The following is a 1,361-nucleotide window of genomic DNA, read 5'->3' as shown; positions in this document are numbered from 1 at the left end:
TGCTTCTTCGCGGTGGCTCCCCGCGTCAGCACAGATCAATGTATGCTTCTTCGCGATGGCTTCCCGCGTCACTGAGCGCGCAGCAGTTTTCGTACCTCATCGAGGAAAACAGCAAACGCATTTGGGCTCCTTCAGGGCCGGCAAACTTTTACTTCAGTGTTTGCAGACATGTCCCCCGTCTTCGTTGTGGTGTGCAGCCGTTGCAACGCTGATTTCCGAAGCAATACCTCTGTGAAAAGTGCGCGTTCTTGCCGTGACAGGCACGTCCGGGAAGAGCACAACAAATCCGGGATGCTGCAGCGACGCAAGACAAACGCAAAGAGGATTGCCGCGATGCGACGCTTTGCTTCTGCGTTGGCGGATGGCGCCATCTCGTGTCGCGTGTCTGCGTTGGCGGATCGCGCGCGCGTGCTTGTGCTGTGTCCCATACGAAGGGAGCTGCAACTGGGACTGTTCACTTCCGCGCGGGACTCGTTTGTCGACGCTGGCTTCCCTGTCTCAGCGGTGCGTCGCTTCCAGGGTATTGACTTGCAGAACAACAGACAACGCGACGGAGTCCATTCTGCCAGCGCAGTGGTAACTATGTCTTTCTTGCGTGGCTTTGTTCCGAAGGCTCGTGCCATCTGGAGCACGAATCCTGCGGTCCTCTACGTCTTCTTCGCTGAGGACGACTGCAGGTTCATAGGCGGTGTGGATGTGCAGGCTGTCCTACGTGAGGCAAAAGCAGCCGGTCGGTGCGCGGGCTGGATGGGCTATGGCTTGCGCAATGGGCAGCCGAAGGTGGGTGCACACCTCCTCAGCTTCACGAAGTCTGCACTTGAGCGGTTTGTGATGGACCTGAAACACCTTGTAAAGCAGAGGGTGCTGGCCTTGGACACGGCATTGCATCATCTCTGGCTGGCGGGCAGAATTTTTCTACCTGCGGAAACCCTTGCCCAGCAGGCGGCACACCCGCTGAAGCGCCGCCGTTGACTTGGAATCGCACGGCGTATTGCACTGCTCACTGCGGTGGTTGAGCAGCATTAACCTGGGGACAAGCTAAAATAAAAATTGCATTTAGAGCATTACGCCAGGGGCATTCCAGACAAACCTTGAATTTTCAGCATGTCCCCGGGGACATGCTGAAAAATCATTTTTTCAGCATGTCCCCGGGGACATGCTGAAAAAACATTTTTTCAGCATGTCCCCGGGGACATGCTGATAACATCAGAATTTGGCAGCATGTTGCCTGGGAAAACACATTGGCGCAGCCGTCAGGGCTCACGATGGCGCAGCAGTCAGGGCTCACGATGGCGCTGGCTGGCTCAAACACTGCTGCCTGCGGAACGTTGCGGTCGGAGGCATTGCTGACTTCGAGGGCC

At 56.6% G+C, this 1,361-nt stretch carries 2 protein-coding genes; one reads left to right on the top strand and one right to left on the bottom strand.

Annotated features, from left to right (window positions below; genetic code table 11):
* Positions 1 to 291: 291 nt before the first annotated feature.
* Positions 292 to 972, top strand: a complete 681-nt coding sequence (locus ABWQ00_RS16090) for a hypothetical protein (RefSeq protein ID WP_353239668.1) — start codon at positions 292 to 294, stop codon at positions 970 to 972.
* Between the two features lie 157 nt (positions 973 to 1,129).
* On the opposite strand, the gene ABWQ00_RS16085 is transcribed toward ABWQ00_RS16090, so the two are convergent.
* On the bottom strand, positions 1,130 to 1,361 hold a 232-nt coding region (locus tag ABWQ00_RS16085; RefSeq protein WP_353239667.1), incomplete at its 5' end, for a hypothetical protein.

This window comes from Limnohabitans sp., assembly GCF_040400975.1.
In the GTDB taxonomy this organism is placed as follows: Bacteria; Pseudomonadota; Gammaproteobacteria; order Burkholderiales; family Burkholderiaceae_C; genus Limnohabitans_A.
The sequence above is the reverse complement of the archived record's forward strand: the minus strand, read 5'-3'. Positions and strand labels throughout refer to the sequence as shown.